A 16426-nucleotide genomic window follows, 5' to 3' on the forward strand; every position below is an offset into this window, starting at 1 on the left:
CCAGCCATGGTCGAGAACCGTCCCTTCCTCAATTTCCTCACCCACTTCGTGCTGATCATCGGCATCGGCATGGTGGTGTTCCCCGTCTACCTCGCCTTCATCGCCTCGACGCGCGGTCCCTCGGACTTCTTGACCGGCGTCGTGCCGATGACGCCGGGCCACCAGATGCTGGAGAACTACGGCGTGCTGCTCGGCACCGGCGCATCCAACGCCGGCGCACCGCCGTTCCTCCTGATGCTCGGCAACAGCCTGGCGATGGCCATTCTGGTCGCGATCGGCAAGATCGCGATTTCGATCATCTCGGCCTTCGCCATCGTCTATTTCCGCTTTCCCTTCCGCACGGTCGCCTTCTGGATCATCTTCATGACGCTGATGCTCCCAATCGAGGTGCGCATCCTGCCGACCTACAAGGTCGTCGCTGATCTCGGCATGCTGAACTCCTATTCCGGCCTCGTCATTCCCGTCATCGCGTCGGCCACCGCCACCTTCCTGTTCCGGCAGTTCTTCCTGACGGTTCCCGAAGAGATGATGGAAGCGGCGCGCGTCGATGGCGCAGGCCCGATGAAATTCTTCTGGGATATCCTGCTGCCGCTGTCGCGCACCAATATCGCGGCACTTTTCATCATCATGTTCATCTACGGCTGGAACCAGTATCTCTGGCCGATGCTGATCACCACCGAACCCGGCTACTACACCGTCGTCATGGGCATCAAGCGCCTGGCCGCGGTGCTGGATGGCGACACCCAATGGAACCTTGTGATGGCAGGCGTCATCCTCGCGGCCCTGCCGCCGGTTCTGGTCATCATTTTCATGCAGCGCCTTTTTGTCAAAGGCCTGGTTGAGACGGAGAAGTAACAATGGCCTCCATCGACGTCGATAATGTCGGCAAGATCTACCACGGCGGCGTTCGCGCCGTTTCCGGCATCGAACTCAAGATTGCCGATGGCGAGTTCATCGTGCTCGTCGGCCCCTCCGGCTGCGGCAAGTCCACCCTGCTGCGCATGATCGCCGGGCTTGAGACCATCTCCGAAGGCGAGGTGAAGATCGGCGCGCGCGTCGTCAACAATGTCGAGCCCGCCGATCGCGACATCGCCATGGTCTTCCAGAACTACGCGCTCTACCCGCATATGAGCGTGCGCCAGAACCTGGAATACGGCCTGAAGAACCGCAAGACGCCGAAGGCCGAGATCGATGCGCGCGTGGCCGAGGCCGCCCGCATGCTTGAAATCAACCAGTATCTCGAGCGCAAGCCGAAGGCGCTCTCCGGCGGCCAGCGCCAGCGCGTCGCCATGGGCCGCGCCATCGTGCGCAAGCCGGCCGTCTTCCTCTTCGACGAGCCGCTGTCCAACCTCGATGCCAAGCTGCGCGTTTCCATGCGCGGCGAGATCAAGCGCCTGCAGCGCCGCCTCGGCACCACCTCCATCTACGTCACCCACGACCAGCTGGAAGCGATGACGCTGGCCGACCGCCTCGTCGTCTTGAACGGCGGCAAGATCGAGCAGGTCGGTTCGCCGCTCGATGTCTACCACCGCCCGGCCTCCACCTTCGTCGCCTCCTTCATCGGCTCTCCGGCCATGAACCTCCTGAAGGGCGAGCTGCACGGCGACAAGCTGGCGCTCGGGCCGAGCCTCATCGATCTTTCCGGCTGCGCGCCGACCTCGGGCGCCGTCACCGTCGGTATCCGCGCCGAGGATCTCTTCCTTGCCGGTCCCGACCAACACGCCATGCCTGTTACCGTCGAGTACGTCGAGGAACTCGGCGCCCAGCGGCTGGTCCACGGCCTGCTCGGCGATCAGCCGATCACCGCGGTGCTGGCGCCCGATATCGACATTCCCGCAGAACTGCGCCTGACCATCGCGCCCGAAAAGCTGCATTTTTTCGCGGCCGACACGGGCAAGCGCATTGCCGCCGCAGATACTGATGGTGCATCCGCGCCAGCCATGGCTGCCCAGCCTGCTTGAAGACAGCGCCCGCTCTTTGGTGGGCGTTGCAATATCGCGGCACTCGTTACAACTTTAGCGAATGTCTGAACGGCTCCGTCAGGACTCCCTGATATTCCCACTTTAGGGGATAGTGTACTCAGGGGGTTCTGGTGGCATCACTGCATCTTATGTTCGCGAGCGCGATGGCCTTGGCCGCCCGCTCCATGCCCGACATCGTGGCATTTCCGCGCGGCAAGTCCTTCGTCGCGCATTCCAGCGATCTCATCGCCATGAAATCGACGCCGATCAATCCTGACTGGATTGTCGCCGGCGACCCGCAGGCGCGCACCGGCGAGCACTCGCGCGGCCACGACGACGCAGCGCTGACGGCGATCTGGGACTGCACGGCGGGCGAATTCCGCTGGTTCTTCGGCTGGGACGAAACGGTGATGATCCTTGAGGGCGAGGTGCACATCACCGCCGACGACGGCACCGAGCGCGTGCTGCGCGCCGGCGACGTCGCCTTCTTCGCCGGCGGCACCTGGGCCAGCTGGCGCGTCGACAATTACGTCCGCAAGGTTGCCTTCCTGCGCAAGCCCTTCCCAAAGCCGGTGGCGCTCGCCTATCGCCTGCGCAACCTGTTGCGCGGCAGCGGCCAGCAGGGCATCGCGGCCTGAAACACGGCTTGAATTGAAACTTGAAACACATGCCGGCCAATTGCGCCGGCGCACGGCACAAAACCCGTCCATTGACCGTTGCGTTCGCGCCCTCTGCGGCCTACATCTGTCCGGCAATCGCTAAGGGACAGAAATGGCCAAGATCAAGAACGTAGCGGTCCAGATGGACCATGTCGCCTCCATCAACATCGCGGGCGACTCCACCTTCGCCATGAGCCTCGAGGCGCAGACGCGCGGCTACAAGCTCTTCCACTATACGCCCGACCGCCTGAGCTTCCTCGACGGCAAGCTCTACGCCTCCGTCGAGCCGATGACGCTGCGCGACATCAAGGGCGACCATTTCGATCTCGGTGCGCCCGAGCGCGTCGACCTGTCGACCATGGATGTGATCCTGCTCCGCCAGGACCCGCCCTTCGACATGTCCTACATCACCTCGACGCATCTGCTCGAGCGCATCCACCCGAAGACGCTCGTCGTCAACGATCCGGCCTGGGTGCGCAACTCGCCGGAGAAGATCTTCGTCACCGAATTCTCGGACCTGATGCCGCGGACGCTGATCACCAAGGATCCCGCCGAAATCCGTCGCTTCCGCGACGAGATGGGCGACATCATCCTGAAGCCGCTCTACGGCAATGGCGGCGCCGGCGTCTTCCATTCGACCAAGGACGACCGCAATCTCTCCTCGCTGCTCGAAATGTTCGGCCAGCTCTTCCGCGAACCCTACATCGCCCAGCAATATCTGCCTGACGTGCGCAAGGGCGACAAGCGCATCATCCTCGTCGACGGCGAACCAGTTGGCGCCATCAACCGCGTTCCGGCCGAGCACGACAGCCGCTCCAACATGCACGTCGGCGGCCGCGCCGAGGCGACAGAGCTCACTGCCCGCGAAAAGGAAATCTGCGCCCGCATCGGCCCCGCGCTTCGCGAGCGCGGCTTCCTGCTCGTCGGCATCGATGTCATCGGCAACTACATGACCGAGATCAACGTCACGTCACCGACTGGCATCCGCGAAGTCAAGAAATTCGGCGGCGCCGACATCGCCAGCCTCTTGTGGGATGCGATCGAGCGCAAGCGCGCGTAAGCTGGGCGAGGGGCGAGCGGCGACGCCTGACGTCCCCATCCACCCATTGCCGGCAACGCCACTTATTGCAAGCGAGGCCGCGCCCCACTCTCTACCGTCATCCTCGGGCTCGTCCCGAGGATCTGCTGAGCGACCAACTTGCTTGACGTGAGTGGATAGCTTGCACCATGGTGGCTGCAAGCGAGACCCATCTGCACCCTTGCATGCGTGGAGACGTGCTTAGATCCTCGGGACGAGCCCGAGGATGACGCCGCGACTGAGGAAAGCCTTTCCTCTTCAGTCGCTTAGCGCCATTTCAGTGTTGGGGAGGCGACGTCCACCTAACCCTCCACCGTCATGCTCGGGCCTGTCCCGAGCATCTAAGCACGCCGCAACGAGTTCGACGTGCATGGATCACTCGCACTACGTTGGCCCCGTAGCCCCAAACGCCGAAACTGCCGTCGCGATCCTCTTCCTCCCCACCTTTGTTCCACCCCCACAACCCGCCACAACCGCCCCACATCAATGGCGCGCAATTGTTCATTTATTGTTCTTGTTTCATTCTATTTTCTATGCCAGATTGCAATCCGCGACCATGATGGGTCGCGGTTTCAGGTGCAAGGGGTTGCACCGCAGGGGATCTGGGCCAAGGGGTTGGGCATGGTGGCGCGCGTCAGCACGGTTGCATTCCAGGGCATAGAAGGGGTTCCGGTCGAGGTCCAGGTGATGGTCGCGCCCGGCAAGCTGATCACCCAGATCGTCGGCCTGCCCGACAAGGCGGTGGCCGAAAGTCGCGAGCGGGTGCATGCCGCCCTCCACGCCTCCGGCCTGGCGCTCCCCGCCAAGCGCATCACCGTCAACCTCGCCCCCGCCGATCTTCCCAAGGAGGGTAGCCACTTCGACCTTCCGATCGCGCTCGGCCTGATGGCGGCCCTCGGCGCCATTCCGGCGGACGCGCTTTCAGGCTATGTCGTCATCGGCGAGCTCAATCTCGACGGCACGATCGCCGCTGTCACCGGCGCCCTGCCGGCCGCGATCGGCGCCAATGCCATGGGCAAGGGCCTGATCTGCCCGGCCGAAAGCGGCCCCGAGGCCGCCTGGGCCGGCGCCGAGCTCGATATCCTGGCGCCGCGCAGCCTGATCGCACTCGCCAATCATTTCCGCGGCACCCAGGTGCTCTCGCGTCCCGAGCCGTCGATCCGCGCCATCGCCGCCAATCTTCCCGACCTCGCCGACATCAAGGGCCAGGAAAGCGCCAAGCGGGCGCTGGAGGTGGCGGCCGCCGGCGGGCACAATCTGTTGATGGTCGGTCCACCAGGTTCCGGCAAGTCGATGCTCGCCGCTCGACTGCCGTCGATTCTGCCGCCGCTCTCGGCCGCCGAGCTGCTTGAAGTCTCGATGATCCACTCGATCGCCGGCCAGCTCTCGGGCGGCAAGCTCTCCGATCGACGGCCGTTTCGCACCCCGCACCATTCCGCCACCATGGCGGCCCTTGTCGGCGGCGGTTTCCGGGCTCGTCCGGGCGAGGCGTCGCTTGCCCATCATGGTGTGCTGTTTCTGGATGAGTTTCCGGAATTCTCGCCGCAGGCGCTGGATGCGTTGCGCCAGCCGCTGGAAACCGGCGAGTGCATCATTGCGCGGGCCAATCACCGCGTCAGCTATCCCGCCACCATCCAGCTGGTGGCGGCCATGAACCCCTGCCGCTGCGGCATGGCGGGCGAGCCCGGCCATAGCTGCGCCCGTGGCCCGCGCTGCATGACGGATTACCAGGCCCGCATCTCCGGCCCGCTGATGGATCGCATCGATATCCGGATCGACGTGCCCGCAGTCTCCGCCTTCGACCTGATCCGCCCGGCGCCGGCCGAAAAGAGCGCCGATGTCGCCCGCCGCGTCGCCCGCGCCCGTGATCTGCAGCGAGACCGCTTCCGCGCCGCCGGCTTTAGTGAGACCGGCACCAACGCCCGCTGCTCCACCGCGATGATCGAGACCTACGCGGCGCCCGATGCATCCGGCCTGCAGCTTTTGCGCGACGCCGCCGAAAAGATGAAGTTCTCCGCCCGCGGTTACCACCGCGTCCTCAAGGTCGCCCGCACGCTGGCCGATCTCGACGGCCAGGAGATGGTCGGCCGTATCCACTTGGCCGAGGCGATCTCCTACCGCATGGCGGGCGAGCGGCTGACGGCGGTGGCATGAAGGGGAGGGGCGAGCGAAAGCGGAGACGCAGTAGGAGCGTCGTCGCTAGCTTGGCGGAAGGGAATAATCCGGTGCTCAGGTCTCGCGCTGTGCGCCGACCTCGTAGCTCTGGAGCTTGCGGTCATGAATGCCGAGTGCTGGCCATGCGGCGCGCCAGTCGCTCAGGTGCACGGTTTGAAAATGACGGTCGAGCGAGGCTTGGTCGCGCCAGCGTTCGGTAACGTGAATGAGGCCGGGCTCGAGCACGTCCTCGGCGTAGGAATAATCCAGGCAGCCGTCTTCGGCGCGGCTCATCTCCACCATGCGCTGCATCACGGGGCGTGCGAGCGCAAGGTTCTCATGGGGAAGGCGGATGGTTCCGACGATCAACAGCATGGAGTGGCTTGCTTTGGGTTGGAGGTCGGTGCGGGGTTGCAGACAGTGGAAAGGGCGCCGAAGCGCCCTCTTGATAACGAAGTGAAACGTGAAGTGCGGATGCTGGGAACCGCGACACGCTTCAGCCCAATCCTCAGCCGCCGAGGCCTTCGAACAGCGCCGTCGAGAGGTAGCGTTCGGCAAACGACGGGATGATCACCACGATATTTTTGCCGGCGTTTTCCTCGCGGGAGCCGATCTTGATCGCCGCGGCAAGGGCGGCACCCGAGGAGATGCCGACTGGCACGCCTTCGAGGCGGGCGACGTGGCGGGCGGTTTCGAGCGCGGTCGCGCCGTTGATGGTGACGACCTCGTCATAGATATGGGTGTCGAGGATGGCGGGCGCGAAGCCGGCGCCGATGCCCTGGATCTTGTGCGGTCCCGGCTGGCCACCGGAGAGGACCGGCGATTCCTCCGGCTCGACGGCGATCACCTTGATCTCCGGCTTCTTCGACTTCAGCACCTGGCCGGCGCCGGTTATCGTGCCGCCGGTGCCGATGCCCGACACCAGGATATCGACCGTGCCATCCGTGTCGTTCCAGATTTCTTCGGCCGTCGTCTTGCGGTGGATTTCCGGGTTGGCGGGGTTTTCGAACTGCTGCGGGATGATCGCGTCGGGCAGCGTCGCGGCCAGTTCCTCGGCCTTGGCGATCGCGCCCTTCATGCCCTTGGGCCCCTCGGTCAGCACCAGCTCGGCGCCGAGCAGCGCCAGCATCTTGCGGCGCTCGACCGACATCGTCTCGGGCATGGTGAGGATCAGCTTGTAGCCCTTGGCGGCGGCGGCGAAGGCGAGCGCGATGCCGGTGTTGCCGGAAGTCGGCTCGACCAGCGTCGTCTTGCCGGGCGAAATCTTGCCCTGCGCTTCCAAGGATTCGATCATCGCCACGCCGATGCGGTCCTTGACCGAGGCGATCGGGTTGAAGAATTCGAGCTTGGCCAGAAGATTGGCCTTCACGCCCTTTTCCTTGGCGAGCTTGTCCAGTCGAACGATCGGGGTATCGCCGATCGTTTCCGTGATCGAGGAGTAGATGCGGCCGCGGCCCGGTTTCTTCGACATGATAAGCTCCCTTGATAAAATATAGAGTGAGAATAGGGTCTAAGCCGGTGGTCGGCCAGAGTAGCTTCACCCGCCAACCCTGTGGTTCAGAGAAAAAACCCTTTGCGAACCACGGTTTAGCGGATGATTTTTTCAGGCCGCGCGGGTGGCGATGAAGGCGGCGGTACCCGCCAGAATGCTCGCCGCCACCCGGTTCAGCGCCTGCAGCGCGCGGGGCTGTTTGAGCAACGTGCGCGCCCGCGAGGCCAGCAGCATATAGGGGATCAGCACCACCAGCAGCACGACGAAGGTGGTCAAAAGCAGCAGGCCGTATTCGCGCATCCCGACGCTGTCGATGCTGATCAGCGTCGGCACCAGCGCCACGTAAAACAGCATCGTCTTCGGGTTGCCGAGCGTCACCAGCAGGCCAGACAGAAAGCTCATGCCGATATTGCTGGATTTCTTCGCGGCGATGTCCTGCGGCAGCAGGCCCGCGGTCCAGAGCTTGTAGGCGATATAGCCGAGATAGAGCGCGCCGAGGATCTTGATGACGATGAACACCTCGGTGAAGGTCTGCGCCACGAAGGCGAGGCCGAGGATCACGGCGGTCAGATAGGTCATGTCGCCGAGCACCAGCCCGAGCCCCATGAAGAAGGTCTCGCGGAAGTTCGAGCCCAGCGCGCGGGCAACGATCGCGGTAATGCCCGGACCCGGAATGGCGGCGGCGATGAACAGCGCCGCGGCATAGGCAAAGAGTGCGGTGAACGACATGTGAGCCTCCCAATCGGCTGTGTTCTACGCCTCTTGCAGGACCGTTTCAACAGGCCGTTGGGTAGCCTCAACGGGCCGGATTTCCGGCGCGGTCATTCTGTCACGGGCGTCTGCTATTGACGCCTCGGGTCGCGGTTCTAGTTCTCGGTTGGTGGCGGATGTCTGGCCGTAGCCGGAGCCGGAATTGTCGGCCACATGGGGCACGCAACCCGTTCCGGCACCCGTATCACGCCGATCTGGCGAAGGAGAAAATTTCATGTCGACACCCGTCGAAAAGCGCAAGACCGCGGCGCTGGCAACCCCGACCGATCTGAAAAGCAACGCCATCCAGGATATCTCCGGCGCGCTGACGGCGCTTCTGGCCGATACCTTCGCGCTTTATCTCAAGACCAAGAATTTCCACTGGCACATGTCCGGCCCGCATTTCCGCGATTATCACCTGCTGCTAGATGAGCATGCCGAGCAGATCTTCGCTATCACCGATGAGATGGCCGAACGCGCCCGCAAGATCGGCGGCACGACGCTGCGCTCCATCGGCCATATCGGCCGCCTGCAGCGCCTTGCAGATAACGATGCCGATTACGTGACGCCCGAGGACATGCTGGCCGAACTGCGTGATGATAACCGCCAGCTGATCTCGCTGATGCGCGAGACCCACGACGTTTGCTCCGAACACAATGACGTCGCGACCACGAGCCTTCTCGAAAACTGGATCGACGAAGCCGAGCGCCGCCACTGGTTCCTCTTCGAGATCACCCGCCAGGCGAAGTAACAGACCTTCTCAGGCCCGGACGCCCCGCAGCACACCTTTCAGCCGCGCGGGCGTCCAGCCAAGGTTCATGCCCGCCGCCGCCAGAAGAATGATGGCGGCGCCGGCGATCTGCAGCGGCTGCAGCGCGTGGCCGAAGGCGACCCGGTCGACCACGATCGCCGCGATCGGATAGAGGAAGGATAGCGCGCCGGTCAGGTGGATCGGCAGCTTCTGGATCGCGCCATAAAGCAGCACATACATCAGCCCCGTATGCACCACGCCCAGCGTCACCAGCAGCGACCACGTCGCGCTGTCATAGGGCAGGGCGGAAAAGTCGGTGATCGGCGCCAGCATCACGACGCCGGTCGAAACCTGGATCAGCGCGATCAGATGCGGCGGGGTGCCCTTCAGCCATTTCGCGGCCAGCGCCGCCAACGCATAGAAGAAGGCGGCACCCAGCGCCATGGCGATGCCGGTGGCATAATCGCTGCCCGCGCCCGCCACCTGCGGCTTGCCCTCGACGATCCCGATCATGCCGATGAATGCCAGCACCAGCCAGAACAGCTTCGCCGCCGTGATCCGGTCGCCGAGAAACAGGGCCCCAAGCCCGAGCAGCATGAAGGGCTGCGTGTTGTAGACGGTGGTCGCGACCGAGATCGAGGTATGGCCATAGGCGCCGAAGAGCAGCAGCCAGTTGAGCACGATGGCGACACCCCCGAACACGGCGATCGCAAAGGCACGCAGCCCGATCGTGCCGGGCTTCAGCAGTCCCATCGCCGCGCAGACGACGAGCAGACCGATCGCGCCGAACAGACAGCGCCAGAAAACGACGCCGCTGACGGGTTGGCCGGACATGACGACGAACCAGCCGATCGTCCCCGAAATCAGCATCGCCGCCGTCATCTGAATGCTGCCGCTGCGGATATCCTGTTGCATCGCAGTCTCCCGTTGTTGAGAGCAAGGATATTGCGGGCGTAGTGCCATTTATATAATCTTGAAGCGCCGAATGGCGGCTTTCACCTTTCATCGTGAGGCGAAATGAGCGTTCAACCTAACAATGATCTCGACGATATCGACCGCCGCATTCTCGAGGCGCTGGCCGCAGATGCGCGCATGTCGCTGAAGGAGTTGGCGCAGTCAGCCGGTCTGTCTTCGCCCAGCGCCGGCGAGCGTCTGCGCCGGCTGGAGGAGCGCGGCGTCATTTCCGCTTTCACCGTCGATATCGATCCCATGGCGCTCGGCTATCCCCTGCAGGCGATTGTCCGCGTCCGGCCGCTGCCGGGACAGCTGCATGTGGTGGAGCGGATCATTCAGGAGACGCCGGAGTTCGTCGAATGCGACAAGGTCACCGGTGATGATTGCTTCGTCGCCCGCCTCGTCGTCCGCTCCATGGCGCAGCTGGACACGATCCTCGACAAGGTTGCGGAAAAGGCCGAGACCAGCACATCGATGGTAAAGGCCTCGCCGGTCAAGCGCCGCCTGCCGCCGCTGAGCTGAAAGCCTAGAAATCCGCCATCGGCGAAAGCATCGCCGGTCGGTCGAGACTGATGTCGAGATCGGTGCGGATCATGAACTCAGTGCCGCCGTCAAGCGCCCGCGCCTCGCCGTTCCAGCCGAGCTTGTCGGGCGAAAACAGAACCTCGATCGCCAAGGGCGCGATGCCGAGCCCGCCGAGAATGGCCTCAAGCGGCGGAATGGTTTCGGCAATCACATCCGACAGCACGAATGTGTTGTCATCCCCCACCTTCCAGGCGATCACCGCCTGCCGGTCTTCCAGCCAGCTCAGCCGCACATCCGGATCGAACTGCGTGTTGATCAGGAACATGGCCGCGCTCTCGCACACCGCGAGAGCGTCTGACACCGGCGTGCGGGATTTCAGCGCCCGTTGCAGCAGCGCAAGATCCTGGGGCTTCCAAGGGTCGAGCGCCCGCGCAGGTTGGGCGCCCATCACGGGCTCAGGCGCCGCGCCGGCATGCAGATGCATCGGCAGCGAGCGAAAGCCATAGGGCGTGTAGAGATCAGGCTTGTCCGTGTAGAGCACGATAGCCTCGAAGCCCTGAACCACGCACCAGTCGAGCGCCTTTCGGGTCACGTCGCGATAAAGCCCGCGCCCGCGCCAAGGCGGCCGCACGGCGCCGGATTGCAGGCCGGCGGCGTTGACCCTGCGCCCCGCGACAACGAGAGGCATGGCGAAGGCCGAGAGATTGGCGGCGAGAAGGCCGCTCTCGTCGAACCAGCCAAAGGGCATGCTGGTGGGATCGGTGCCGCCGAGACGCTTCAGCGGGTCGAGATCGATGCCGAATGTATCAGAGAGAAGCGACACCAGCGCCGACCACGCCTTGTCGTCGGCAAAATAGTCCTGCCGGAAGGTGAGGCCGGAGCTGTCGGTCCTCTTTTCCATCACACGCCCGTGGAGCCGAAGCCGCCGGCGCCGCGCGCCGTCGCGCTCGTCTCGGTGATTTCGGCGACGCGCGCCTGCGTCACCGGCGCGATCACCATCTGGGCGATGCGCATGCCGCGGGTGATCTCGAACGGCTCCTCGCCGAGATTGATCAGGAGCACCTTCACTTCGCCGCGATAATCGCTGTCGATCGTGCCTGGCGTGTTGAGGCAGGTGATGCCGTTCTTGAAGGCGAGGCCGGAGCGCGGGCGGATCTGGCCTTCGAAACCCTCGGGGATCTCGAATATCAGCCCCGTCGGCACCAGCGCCCGTTTGCCCGGCGCAAGCACCATCGGCGAGCTGTAGTCTACGGCGGCGCGCAGGTCCATGCCGGCGGCGCCCTTGGTTTCATAGGCGGGCAGCTCGATGCCTTCGCCATGGGGCAGACGCAGGAGATTGAGGGTCGGGCGGGTATCTGTGTGAATGGTCATGCGCCATTACTTTGCCCCCGCAAGGCCAAGGTCAATTGCAAAGCGGCGCCTAAATCGCTAGATACGCCGCAACTCCACAGGATTCATAGCATGGCCGAAAGTCTCGCCGAGGCGGTTTCCCGCCGCCGCACATTCGCTATTATCGCCCACCCGGACGCGGGCAAGACGACGCTGACCGAAAAGCTGCTGCTGTTCGGCGGCGCCATTCAGCTCGCCGGCGAAGTCAAGGCGAAGAAGGATCGCATCCAGACCCGGTCGGACTGGATGAAGATCGAGCGCGAGCGCGGCATCTCGGTCGTCACCTCGGTGATGACCTTCGAGTATGAAGGCAATGTCTTCAACATTCTCGATACGCCCGGCCACGAAGACTTCGCCGACGACACCTATCGCACGCTGACGGCGGTGGATGCGGCCGTCATGGTCATCGACGCCGCCAAGGGTATCGAGCCTAGAACGCTGAAGCTCTTCGAAGTCTGCCGCATGCGCGACATCCCGATCATCACCTTCATCAACAAGATGGACCGCGAAAGCCGCGATCCCTTCGAGATCCTGGATGAGGTCGAGGAAAAGCTGGCGCTGGACACCGCCCCGGTGACTTGGCCGATCGGCCGCTCCAAGACATTCTGCGGATCTTACAACCTCGCGAACAACACTGTTCGCGGCTCCGACACCGAAGTCGAGGGAACGCCGGTCAACGGCCCGCAGGCCGTCGCCGACCGTCTGCCGGAAAATGAGCGCTCGGCCTTCGTGGACGAGACGGAACTGGCGATCGAAGCTTGCCGCCCGTTCGACCGCAAGGCCTTCCTCGAAGGCCACCTGACGCCTGTCTTCTTCGGCTCGGCGCTGCGCAATTTCGGTGTCCGCGATCTCATCAACGCGCTCGGCGAATTCGCGCCGCCGCCGCGCGACCAGGTCGCCGATATCAGAACCGTCCATGCCGCCGAAGACAAGATGACGGCCTTCGTCTTCAAGATCCAGGCCAACATGGATCCCAACCACCGCGACCGCATCGCCTTTGCCCGCATCTGCTCCGGCAAGCTGGAGCGCGGCATGAAGGCGCGTCTCGCCCGCACCGGCAAGCAGCTCGGCCTCACGGCGCCGCAGTTCTTCTTTGCCTCGCAGCGCCAGCTGGCCGACACCGCCTTTGCCGGCGACGTCGTCGGCATCCCGAACCACGGGACGCTGCGCATCGGCGATACGCTGACCGAAGGCGAGGCGCTTGTGTTCCAGGGTGTGCCGAACTTCTCGCCGGAAATCCTGCGCCGCGTGCGGCTTGAGGATGCGATGAAGGCAAAGAAGCTCAAGGAAGCGCTGCAGCAGATGGCCGAAGAGGGCGTCGTGCAGCTCTTCTCCCCGGAAGATGGTTCGCCGGCTATCGTTGGCGTCGTCGGCGCCCTGCAGCTCGATGTTCTGAAGGAGCGACTGTCGGCCGAATACACGCTGCCGGTCTCGTTCGAAATGTCGCGCTTCTCCGTCTGCCGCTGGATCTCCTCGGACCAGCCGGCCGAGCTCGAAAAGTTCCTGAACGTCAAGCGTGGCGATATCGCCCGCGATCTCGACGGCGACCCGGTCTTCCTGGCGCAGGACAGCTTCTCGCTGCGCTACGAATCCGAACGCTTCCCCGCGATCAAGATGGTCGCGATCAAGGAATATCACGTCGCCAAGGCGGCGTGATGTTTCATCGGCTATAACGCCATGCCATACTGCCTCCCGCAAACTGGGAGCGCAGCATGGTCAGGGAAAACGAAATCCGGAAAAACGAAGTGGCGGTCGATGTTCCGCCGCCGACGGATGCCGGCCTGGTCTTCATCGGCCGCATCCTGACACCCTGGATCTCCCGCATGGAAACCCCACGTCAGGGTCGCCATGACGGGCCGATCTGCCGGATCGAGATTTTCGAGCCCTGGACGCAGGCGCTGCGGGGTGTCGAGGCCTTCGAACGGCTGGAAATCCTCTATTGGCTGGATCGCTCCCGCCGCGATCTCGTGTTGCAGAGCCCCGCCAATTCGGGCAAGGTCCACGGCACCTTCTCGCTCCGCTCCCCCGTCCGCCCAAACCCGATCGGCACGTCGATCGTCAAGCTGGAGGCGGTGGAAGGCGCAACACTTCTGGTGCGCGGCATGGATTGCCTCGACGGCACACCGCTGCTCGACCTGAAGCCGGACCGCACCCTCTTCAAACCGATCGCCCCGCCGCAGCCCGGCGATTTCCAGACGGGCGACGAGGGCACGGCGCATTATTGCCAGAAGGCGTGATCGCTGACTGACTTAATGACTGACGTTGCGCCCGCGGCCCCCTCATCCGCCCTTCGGGCACCTTCTCCCCGCGGGGGAGAAGGGGATGACGGCAAGCCGCCCGCCCCCAGTCTCTTCTCCCCAGCGGGGAGAAGTGCCGGAGCGACAGCGAGGCGATGAGGGGGCCACACGGCACACCGCCGGCCATCGCCCGCGAGAAGCCGAGTCCTGCCACCACCCCTGCGACCTATCGCCATTGTGAACGCTTTGCCGCCCATCCGTCATTGTCCCGATGCCATCCGAACGGTAGCTATCGTCCCACGGACCGCCCAGCCGTCCAGCATGGGCAGCCGCTGTTTTATCGATTAGGAGCAATCAATATGATCGAAGTCATTGCCGCCTTCCGTGCAAAGCCCGGCAGCGAGGACAAGTTGCGCGAGGCAACGCTCGCCATCGTCGAGCCGACCCGTCGCGAGGAAGGCTGCATCCAGTTTGTGGTCCATGAGGACACGGATGCGCCCGGCACATTCTTCATCCGCGAAAGCTGGCGCGACCAGGAGGCCCTGACCGCGCATTTCGAGCAGCCCTACCTGAAAGCACTCGTGGAACTCCACAAGGACATCTTGGCCGAGCCGCTGAAGCTGCATAACCTCAAGGTCTACGCCTGAGGTATCGAGACAATGTCGCCGTTGACCTCAGTCGACGGCGACCATGACGTCGGAGGCCTTCACCACGGCATAGGCGTCGGAGCCGACGGTCAGCCCGAGTTCCTTGACAGCCTCGTTGGTGATTGACGACGTGACGATGGAGCCGCCGCCGATATCGATGCGCACATGTGCCGTCGTGGCGCCGAGCGTGATCTCGACGACCTTGCCCCTGAGGCGGTTGCGAGCGCTGATTTTCATGAGTTTTCTCCCTGTTTCGATGGCGGAATCTAACGATTCGCCGCCGAAACGGCAATCTCACTCGCCACGCGGATAGCGCTGGTTTTCTTCCAGCACGTTCAAATCCATGTGGTTGCGCATGTAGCGTTCCGAGGCGCGCTGCAGCGGCTGGTAGTCCCAGGGATAATAAGCGCCGTTGCGCAGCGCCTCGTAAACCACCCAGCGCCGCGCCTGGCTCTCGCGCACGGCGGCGTCGAAGCTTGCAAGGTTCCAGCGCTTCTCCGCCTGCGCGGTCAGATGCGCCAGCGTATCCGCATAGGCGGGATCGGTGGCGAGGTTCTTCAATTCCTTCGGGTCGGCGTCGAGGTCGAAGAGCATCGGCGCGTCCTTGTCGCAGAGCGTCAGCTTGAATTTGCCGTCGCGAAGGCCGACCAGCGGCGCGATCGAGCCCTCGGCCGCATATTCCATCGGCACAGGTCCGCGCGTTCCCGTTCCCTTGGCGAGCGGCGTCAGATCCTCGCCGTCGGTCCAGGGCTTCAGCTTGGTGATGTCGATGCCGGCAAGCGCCGCCAGCGTCGGCGTCACGTCGAGCGTCGAGACCGGCTGGCTGATCAGCTTCGGCTCCCAGCCGGGTGCCGATATGGCCAACGGCACGCGGGCGGAACCGTCGAAGAAGCACATCTTGAACCATAGTCCGCGCTCGCCCAGCATGTCGCCGTGGTCGGAGACGAAGAGGATGACGGTATCCTCGGCCATTCGCCCACGTTCGAGAACGTCGATGAGTTCGCCGACCTTCTCGTCGATATAGGAGATGTTGGCGAAATAGCCGCGCCGTGCGTTGCGCACCTGCTCGCGGGTGATCTCGAAGGCGTCGTAGTCGCAGGCCTTCAACAGCCGCTGCGAATGCTGGTCCTGCTCCTCGAACGGGATGGTGCCGACTTCAGGGTCGAGATGCGGGCAATCCTCATAGAGATCCCAGAACTTGCGCCGCGCCACATAGGGGTCGTGCGGATGCGTGAAGCTGACGGTCAGGCACCAGGGGCGATCGTCCTGCCGGCGCGAGAGATCGTAGAGCTTGCGGGTCGCGTTGTAGGCGACCTCGTCGTCATATTCCATCTGGTTGGTGATTTCGGCCACTCCGGCGCCCGTCACCGAGCCGAGATTGTGGTACCACCAGTCGATGCGCTCGCCGGGCTTGGTATAGTCGGGCGTCCAGCCGAAGTCGGCCGGGTAGATATCGGTCGTCAGCCGCTCCTCGAAGCCGTGCAGCTGATCGGGGCCGACGAAGTGCATCTTGCCGGAAAGTGCTGTGTGATAACCGGCCGCGCGCAGATGGTGCGCGAAGGTCGGGATGTCAGAAGCGAATTCGGCGGCGTTGTCGTAGACGCGGGTGCGGCTCGGCAACTGTCCGGACATGAAGGAAGCCCGCGCCGGCGCGCAGAGCGGGCTTGCCGTATAGGTGTTGGCAAAGCGCACGGAGCGCTTCGCCAGGGCTTTGAGATGCGGCGCATGAAGAAACTCGGCCGGCCCGTCGGGAAACAGCGTCCCGTTATACTGGTCGACCATCAGGATGAGAAAATTCGGGCGCGACATGCTGTTTATGTGTCCTTGAA

18 protein-coding genes are annotated in these 16426 nt (G+C 63.9%); 10 read left to right on the top strand and 8 right to left on the bottom strand.

The genetic code is table 11. The features are described from left to right. Positions 1-6: 6 nt before the first annotated feature. The 5 genes from ugpE (at position 7) to J5286_RS01925 (ending at position 5852) form a co-directional block, all read left to right on the top strand. Complete coding sequence (ugpE, locus tag J5286_RS01905) at positions 7-855, top strand: sn-glycerol-3-phosphate ABC transporter permease UgpE (RefSeq protein WP_018899335.1); 849 nt, start codon at positions 7-9, stop codon at positions 853-855. A gap of 2 nt (positions 856-857) precedes the next feature. Then, positions 858-1961, top strand: a complete 1104-nt coding sequence (locus tag J5286_RS01910) for a sn-glycerol-3-phosphate import ATP-binding protein UgpC (RefSeq protein WP_209188843.1) — start codon at positions 858-860, stop codon at positions 1959-1961. Positions 1962-2110: 149 nt separating this feature from the next. Continuing rightward, the gene (locus J5286_RS01915) at positions 2111-2599 is read left to right on the top strand and encodes a cupin domain-containing protein (protein ID WP_111563205.1); all 489 of its coding nucleotides are present in this window, start codon (positions 2111-2113) and stop codon (positions 2597-2599) included. Between the two features lie 133 nt (positions 2600-2732). Next, on the top strand, positions 2733-3680 hold the full coding sequence (gene gshB / locus J5286_RS01920) for a glutathione synthase (protein ID WP_209188845.1): 948 nt from the start codon (positions 2733-2735) through the stop codon (positions 3678-3680). A 639-nt stretch (positions 3681-4319) separates the two neighbouring features. Next, positions 4320-5852: a YifB family Mg chelatase-like AAA ATPase gene (locus J5286_RS01925; protein ID WP_209188847.1), complete on the top strand. Its 1533-nt coding sequence runs from the start codon at positions 4320-4322 to the stop codon at positions 5850-5852. 75 nt (positions 5853-5927) lie between these two features. Here J5286_RS01925 and J5286_RS01930 read toward each other — a convergent pair whose 3' ends face one another. The 3 genes from J5286_RS01930 to J5286_RS01940 form a co-directional block, all read right to left on the bottom strand. Further along, complete coding sequence (locus tag J5286_RS01930; protein ID WP_209188849.1) at positions 5928-6227, bottom strand: putative quinol monooxygenase; 300 nt, start codon at positions 6225-6227, stop codon at positions 5928-5930. A 133-nt stretch (positions 6228-6360) separates the two neighbouring features. After that, positions 6361-7323, bottom strand: coding sequence for a cysteine synthase A (gene cysK, locus J5286_RS01935; protein WP_209188850.1), 963 nt, complete (start codon positions 7321-7323; stop codon positions 6361-6363). A gap of 132 nt (positions 7324-7455) precedes the next feature. Further along, positions 7456-8073 (bottom strand): LysE family translocator, encoded by a 618-nt coding sequence (locus J5286_RS01940; protein ID WP_047506924.1) that lies wholly within the window; start codon positions 8071-8073, stop codon positions 7456-7458. Between the two features lie 256 nt (positions 8074-8329). Between J5286_RS01940 and J5286_RS01945 the strand changes: the two genes are divergently transcribed. Then, on the top strand, positions 8330-8845 hold the full coding sequence (locus J5286_RS01945; RefSeq protein ID WP_047506926.1) for a Dps family protein: 516 nt from the start codon (positions 8330-8332) through the stop codon (positions 8843-8845). 9 nt (positions 8846-8854) lie between these two features. Here J5286_RS01945 and J5286_RS01950 read toward each other — a convergent pair whose 3' ends face one another. After that, complete coding sequence (locus J5286_RS01950; protein WP_209188852.1) at positions 8855-9760, bottom strand: DMT family transporter; 906 nt, start codon at positions 9758-9760, stop codon at positions 8855-8857. A gap of 102 nt (positions 9761-9862) precedes the next feature. Between J5286_RS01950 and J5286_RS01955 the strand changes: the two genes are divergently transcribed. Beyond that, complete coding sequence (locus J5286_RS01955; protein ID WP_209188854.1) at positions 9863-10321, top strand: Lrp/AsnC family transcriptional regulator; 459 nt, start codon at positions 9863-9865, stop codon at positions 10319-10321. A gap of 4 nt (positions 10322-10325) precedes the next feature. Here J5286_RS01955 and J5286_RS01960 read toward each other — a convergent pair whose 3' ends face one another. Both J5286_RS01960 and dut read right to left on the bottom strand, forming a co-directional pair. Continuing rightward, complete coding sequence (locus tag J5286_RS01960) at positions 10326-11225, bottom strand: GNAT family N-acetyltransferase (protein ID WP_209188856.1); 900 nt, start codon at positions 11223-11225, stop codon at positions 10326-10328. Then, the gene (gene dut / locus J5286_RS01965; protein WP_209188858.1) at positions 11225-11695 is read right to left on the bottom strand and encodes a dUTP diphosphatase; all 471 of its coding nucleotides are present in this window, start codon (positions 11693-11695) and stop codon (positions 11225-11227) included. The genes J5286_RS01960 and dut overlap by 1 nt, the downstream gene beginning before the upstream one ends. Before the next feature lie 90 nt (positions 11696-11785). Between dut and J5286_RS01970 the strand changes: the two genes are divergently transcribed. From J5286_RS01970 to J5286_RS01980, 3 genes are all read left to right on the top strand, one after another. After that, positions 11786-13369, top strand: coding sequence for a peptide chain release factor 3 (locus J5286_RS01970; protein ID WP_047506941.1), 1584 nt, complete (start codon positions 11786-11788; stop codon positions 13367-13369). Between the two features lie 56 nt (positions 13370-13425). Then, positions 13426-13950, top strand: a complete 525-nt coding sequence (tsaA, locus tag J5286_RS01975) for a tRNA (N6-threonylcarbamoyladenosine(37)-N6)-methyltransferase TrmO (RefSeq protein ID WP_209188860.1) — start codon at positions 13426-13428, stop codon at positions 13948-13950. Between the two features lie 359 nt (positions 13951-14309). Further along, entirely contained in the window at positions 14310-14597 is a 288-nt protein-coding gene (locus tag J5286_RS01980; protein ID WP_112983224.1) for a putative quinol monooxygenase, read from the top strand. Between the two features lie 27 nt (positions 14598-14624). On the opposite strand, the gene J5286_RS01985 is transcribed toward J5286_RS01980, so the two are convergent. Both J5286_RS01985 and betC read right to left on the bottom strand, forming a co-directional pair. Continuing rightward, positions 14625-14834 carry a TOBE domain-containing protein gene (locus J5286_RS01985; RefSeq protein ID WP_209188862.1) on the bottom strand — a complete coding sequence of 70 codons (210 nt, stop codon included), beginning with the start codon at positions 14832-14834 and terminating at the stop codon, positions 14625-14627. Between the two features lie 57 nt (positions 14835-14891). Continuing rightward, entirely contained in the window at positions 14892-16406 is a 1515-nt protein-coding gene (gene betC / locus J5286_RS01990) for a choline-sulfatase (protein ID WP_209188863.1), read from the bottom strand. Between the last annotated feature and the right edge of the window lie 20 nt (positions 16407-16426).

Source organism: Rhizobium sp. 16-488-2b, from assembly GCF_017741815.1.
GTDB lineage: Bacteria > Pseudomonadota > Alphaproteobacteria > Rhizobiales > Rhizobiaceae > Rhizobium.